Origin of the sequence: Methylobacterium sp. GC_Met_3 (genome assembly GCF_026540775.1) — a bacterium.
In the GTDB taxonomy this organism is placed as follows: Bacteria; Pseudomonadota; Alphaproteobacteria; order Rhizobiales; family Beijerinckiaceae; genus Methylobacterium.
In genome coordinates, this window is sequence record NZ_JALNUL010000111.1 from 1 (window position 1) to 5,421 (window position 5,421).

The window sequence follows — 5,421 nt, forward strand, 5'->3', positions numbered from 1 at the left end:
TAGTCGCTCAGACGATCCGGGGCGGCGCGTCGGCGGTCAGGGGACCGACCGGGCGCCAGACGTTGCGGCGCAGGCCGAACTGCTCCAACCGGTCGAGAAGCCACCACTCGAGCCGGGTACGCCAGCGGGCGAGGCCCGTCAGCGACCAGACGTCGAAGCCGGCGAACGGCAGGAACGGGTTGTGCCGGTCATAGGCCCAGACCTCGATGCGCACCGCCGGCCGCAGGGACGGGCCGCGGGCGTGGAAGCCCACCGTATCGCCCACCACCAGGGTGTTGCCCGGGACCGCGAAGGCGACCGGGTCGGCGTAGCCCATCCGCTTCAGCTCCGCAGGCATCGCCCGGAACGAGCCGCGGCCGCTGAGGCGGTCAAGGCCGCGCGCCGCGTTGATCGCGGTGCGCCGCTCCCAGGCGAGCCGCCGCTTGGTCAAGCAGTGCGAGCCCAGCACGTAGGTGAACGGTCCCTCGTCGGCGGCGACATCGGTCAGGAACAGCCACGCTTTCATGGCCGGATGGAAGGTGTCGATGTGGAAGTTGGTCTGCGGGTCCGGGGGCGCATCGGTGACGTGCGAGAGGATCGTCTGCACGGTCAGGATCGGCTCGCAGTTGAAGCTCGCCACATAGCCCAGCAGGTTCTTCCACTCCGGCAGCGCCAGGAGCTGGCGCATGGCCGGCATCCGCCTCAGCGTCTCCGGGTCGAGGGGGATGCGGCGGGTCACGGTATCGCCCTGCACCTGCTCCCGGCCCTCCGCGGCGACGCTGGTCACCTCGGCGTAGACGGCCCGGTGCAGGTCGGCCGGCATGAAGTCGCTGCGCTTGATGAAGCCGTCGCGGGCGAAGTCGGCGCGGTCCCGGGCACTCACCAGATGGGCGAGCTGACGGCAGCGCAGGGCCGCCATGGCGTGGGCGAGCCGCACCCGCAGCGTGTGCAGGCCGGCCCGGTTGAGTCGCTCCGAGCCGAGAATCGGGTTGTCGACGAACGACTTCGCTCCGGTCAGGAGCTGAGCTGCCCAGAGCGGCGACGCCAAAGTGCGACCGAGAAGAGTGGCGGATTTCACGGGTACGGCGTTCCTGTGGCGATCAGGTCGGCACCCCGTAGCCAACACAGCAATCTCACTTCTTCGGTGAGGCGAAATCAGGACGAACCTGAGGCTTGTCAAATCGGCTGCGCGTAGACCGTCACCGCATGGCTCGGCCCGCTCTACCGCCCGCGAGTATTCTCAGAGGATCGCATCGGTCGAGGTCGGCCGCTCCCCCTCGGCAGCCCTTCGACGGTGCCGCTGGCCGCGAGGCTGCAGAATGAGGCTCCCTCCTTCAGAAGCGTGGGGCCGACACGTCGCCTTCCACAGCAGAGCGGCGGTCGCACGCGCCTGCCGATCGAGACATTGTTTGTATTTGCGGATTGACCCGCCCCCACGAGGGGGTTCGAGTTCAAAGTTAGTGCAGGGTCAAGGCCAAGGGCTTCTCGATCACCTCAAGCCGCGTCGACGCGCTGTAGCTTCTATCGCAAGATCATCAAACCGTGATGCATCATCCAGATGGTCAGAGAGTTTATATCGCGCGACAGGAGTTTTGTCCCATGCCCTACAGCCGACCAACCGCTCGCCTTTTCATTGCTGCAACTTTGTCGCTAGCTGGCCTCGTGGCAGCGCAAGCTGCAACTATGTCCGATGAAGATAAGACCTTCGTCGCCAAAGTTTCGCAGGGCGGGATGTACGAGGTCGAGCTTGGGAAGCTCGCCGAAGACAAGGGTGCGCGTCAGGACATCAAAGACCAAGGTAACACCGAGGCGCATGACCATGGCCTCGTTGGCGACAAGCTGAAATCGATCGCCACCGGCGCCGGGCTCTCCTTCCCGGACACACTCAACGCTGAGTTCCAGGGTCGGCTCGATCGGATGAAAGGTCTATCGGGTGCAGCTTTCGATGCGGCCTATGTCAAAGACATGAAGGCGATCCATGATGCCGACGGCGCCGCTTTTGCCAAGGAGGCCAAGTCCGGCACTAATTCGGATCTTAAAGCCTTCGCCGCCGAGACTCACCGCATCGTGCAACGCCACCTTGGCGAACTCGCTGCGAAGACGAACTAAGATCGCTTCAAGCGTTATGTTGCGCGCCGGCCGGGCGGCCATATCATCACGGCTCGCTCGGCCTCGCGCTCACCCTGACCGCACCGCGGTTGCTGAGTCCGAGATGGATCTGAGGACGGCCTTGTGGAAGCCGCAATGTGTCTGGCGCGTCAGGCATCGAGTACCGCCGCGATCTTCTCGTCCAACAGGCGCGCTCCACAGTCAGAGCTGCTGTATCGAGGGCGGCGGCAATTCGCTCGGCCACCGCTTGGTCGACTGATCCGCTTCTGAGGCGCAGGCGCAGCGCCAGCTTGAGATTCTCCATAATGCGCCTCACGGGCGCAGGTTCGCCGTGACGGGGGCCGCCTCCGTGCGATGTGACGCAGGCGAGCAGGGCTTCGACGAGGCCGCGGTTGGTGGTGTGGAAGGCCTCGCCGTCAGGCGTGATTCGACACGACTTGCGGCCACCACCCTCCGCCTCGACCCGGGCACAGCCTGTGTCCTCCAACCACAAATTCGACCCGCGATTGCTGGGGCTGCGTCCAGCATAGCGAGCGGCCCGAAGCTGCTCGCCACAACCTGTAGAGTCAGTCGCGATTGTGCTTTAGTAGCGCCTCGGAGGGGGCGGAGGCGGCTCATCATCGTCATCGTCTGGCGGCGGCCCACGATGATGAGGCGGTGGTCGGTCGTCTTCAAAATCCGGTGGCGGTGGTCGGAAGCGATGTGGGGGCGGAGGGGCGCGGTCGAAATCCTCAGCCCCTGGCGGCGGCCGCCTATCATCATAGGGCTAAGCTGCCGCTCCGGCCGTGGCAACGACGAGCAGGGTGGCCCCTTTGAGGAATGCGCGCATTGAGCCTCCATGGTACGAGCCCTCACCGGGCACGCTTCTGTATAAACGTCGGTAAGCTTTTCGGCTAAACGCGAGTGCGCCCATCTTGTAATTGCTGCCCATTCCGGCGTTTATGAAGGTGTCCTGTTCCTGTGACCGGCATTAAAGCCTGCGTTTTGATGGCACTGCTCGGTCTTGCTCAGGTCGGATGCTGATCGGCTAGAGGAACGCCTGGCACAATGATCGCTGGCTCGGTCGAGCGGTGTAACCCCGGGGGTGAGCCCGGCGGCGGCGCCCACCTGAAGCCGCCCGGAGGTCGCCTTCGAGGAGGTGCTCCATCAGGTCCGCCGGACATGACTACGCCTTGACGATCCACGCTCACGATTAACGTGGCGACGTAGTGGTCTACGGCCTCTCTGATGTCACAAAAGGCTAAGCGATCTGGGTCCATTCGAGCGAGCATGTCCGTGCTGTTGAAGGTGTCGCGGGCCAGCGACTGGCTACGATAAGCCGAAACGTTGGAGAACAGATATTCGCTCAGACCGTCTGGGAAGTAGGTTTGGCCCATGAGCACGTTGCGGTCATCCAGAAACACTTTGAAATGGATGTGCGGCGTGCGTCCGGGGTAGTAAGCCGGGTAGACCGTGCGGAATGTCACCTGCCCGACTTGGTCCGTCATCTGCGTGCCGCGCAGGAACGTTCCGGCCGATCGCGATCCACCAGGCCCTCCGGTGTAGCCTGAATATTCGCCATCTGCGCCCGCACTCCAGATGACCACCCGCGCCCCGGTGAGCGGCGCGCAAGGCCCCGCCTCTAGCACCGTCATGCGGAGGACTAGCGGGACTCCGGGGCGTCCTTCCGTGACGTCCGATCTCACGAGATGTGGATCAAAGTAGAAGGGCCCTTCTACCGCTTGCGGTGTCAGGACGCAGGATCGCGGAACGGGAGCGGCCGCCGCTGTTTTGCGGCTACCGGCCAGAGCGAAAGGGAGAGCTGCGGCCATACCGAGCGCGCGACGACGGTTTAAATGTGTAGCAGGTTTGGTGGCATCAGTCATAAACGTAGCATAGCTGAGAAACGTGCGAAATCGAGGCATGTTTGTTTCTGAACGTGAAGAAGTCAGCCTAGCCTCCCGCAAATGCTGCGCGGTGACCGGAGGTGGATCTTAGTCGGGTTAGTTCTGAGCCCTGAACTCTAGCGCACGGATCGGCGGCAGGCTTTGGCATTTCCTACCGGTAGATGCAGTAGCTGCTGTCGGCGCGCCAAGAGGCATTCCCCATTCCTGGGCTCCCACTCGGCGGCCACCTGCTCGTAGAGCGCACTGAACTCCTTGCACCTGTACCGGTACGGGTCGGTCGCCTCGAAAGGGAGGTCACCCTCGGCGTCACGGTCCACGTCGCCTGGTGTCGGGTAGGTGCCGAACCGCAGGAACCTCGTATTTTTGGCCTAGTCCAAGGTATTTCCCTGGGCGACAGGGCCCGCCATTGTAGTTCCCCGAGTGCAGCGTGAAGTGCATTCGCACGCCGGAATGGCCGCATCACCGCACCGAGGTGATGCCGTCCGTGGCGATCGCGGTGCTGACGTTCTGGCGCAGGTCCGCTTCGCCCAGCGTCTTCAGCTCGACGCGCAGCAGCACCGTCTGGTTGCGCTCGCGCACGCCGGTCGCGGTGGCGATGGCCGAGTTGATGTAGTTCAGCGAGACCGTGCTGCACTCGTCCTGGTAGCCGCCGCCGAAGCTCGCCCCGGAGAGGTAGAACCGGCCCGGGTTTTGATAAACCGGCACGGTCCCGACGGAGTTGGCCAAGTAGCTGGTCAGCGCGTCCTGATAGGTGTTGCGCACGTCGAGGTAGTGCGTGAGGTCGACCAGCAGCGAGCCGGAGATGAACCAGTTCGGCGTGATGTTGTAGGTGGCGGTGGCGGTGACGCCCTCGCGATAGTGGCTGTAGCCCAGCAGCGGCTGCGCCTCGTAGTACGAGTAGAACGCCGACAGCGTCAGCGGCAGGAACGGCGCGAACCGGGCCGTCGCCCCCGTCTCCAGGCGCGCGACGTGGAAGTCGGACTGGTTGAACCGGGCCCGGGTGATGAACGTGATGTTCTGGTTCGGCGAGACCTGGAACCGGCCCACGAAATCCGACCGTTGGGTCTCGAGCCCGGAGTCGAGTCCGACATTGGCAATGTCGCCCCGGCGGAACGAGTTCACGCCCGCGAGCTGGATCGACTCGCCGAACAGCACGTTCGCGTACCAGCCCGACGGCGTCACCACCGAGTACTGGCCGCCGAGATTGGTGCGCACGCCGCCCTCGACCCGGTCGTAGCCCGAGAACTTGTCCCACTCGAACAGCGAGGTGTCGTCGAAGACGAGGCTTTGCGCGTCCTCGTTGGGCAGGTGGCCGATCCGGGTCTCGGAGGGGCGGGCGATGATCTGGCCGATCGGCTCCAGGGTGTGGACACCGAGCGCGCCGAAATTGGCGACGAACGGGTAGCGGTAATCGAGGCCGATCGCCGGCATCACCCGGCCGGCCAGT

General features: G+C 64.4%; 4 protein-coding genes. 1 reads left to right on the forward strand and 3 read right to left on the reverse strand.

All coding sequences use genetic code 11. From position 1 onward, the window contains the following. Nucleotides 1-7: 7 nt before the first annotated feature. Nucleotides 8-1,057 (reverse strand): phytanoyl-CoA dioxygenase family protein, encoded by a 1,050-nt coding sequence (locus tag OXS27_RS31565; RefSeq protein WP_267361597.1) that lies wholly within the window; start codon nucleotides 1,055-1,057, stop codon nucleotides 8-10. A gap of 521 nt (nucleotides 1,058-1,578) precedes the next feature. Between OXS27_RS31565 and OXS27_RS31570 the strand changes: the two genes are divergently transcribed. Beyond that, nucleotides 1,579-2,088 (forward strand): DUF4142 domain-containing protein, encoded by a 510-nt coding sequence (locus tag OXS27_RS31570; RefSeq protein ID WP_267361599.1) that lies wholly within the window; start codon nucleotides 1,579-1,581, stop codon nucleotides 2,086-2,088. A 1,007-nt stretch (nucleotides 2,089-3,095) separates the two neighbouring features. Here OXS27_RS31570 and OXS27_RS31575 read toward each other — a convergent pair. Both OXS27_RS31575 and lptD read right to left on the reverse strand, forming a co-directional pair. After that, nucleotides 3,096-3,992, reverse strand: coding sequence for an intradiol ring-cleavage dioxygenase (locus OXS27_RS31575; RefSeq protein WP_346733091.1), 897 nt, complete (start codon nucleotides 3,990-3,992; stop codon nucleotides 3,096-3,098). 441 nt (nucleotides 3,993-4,433) lie between these two features. Then, nucleotides 4,434-5,421 (reverse strand): LPS assembly protein LptD (gene lptD, locus OXS27_RS31580; RefSeq protein WP_267361600.1); only part of this gene is annotated, 988 nt, incomplete at its 5' end.

Coding starts and splice junctions, on each gene's coding strand:
- OXS27_RS31570 (WP_267361599.1), top strand. CDS start 1,579: ATGCCCTACAGCCGACCAACCGCTCGCCTTTTCATTGCTGCAACTTTG.
- OXS27_RS31575 (WP_346733091.1), bottom strand. CDS start 3,992: ATGCCTCGATTTCGCACGTTTCTCAGCTATGCTACGTTTATGACTGAT.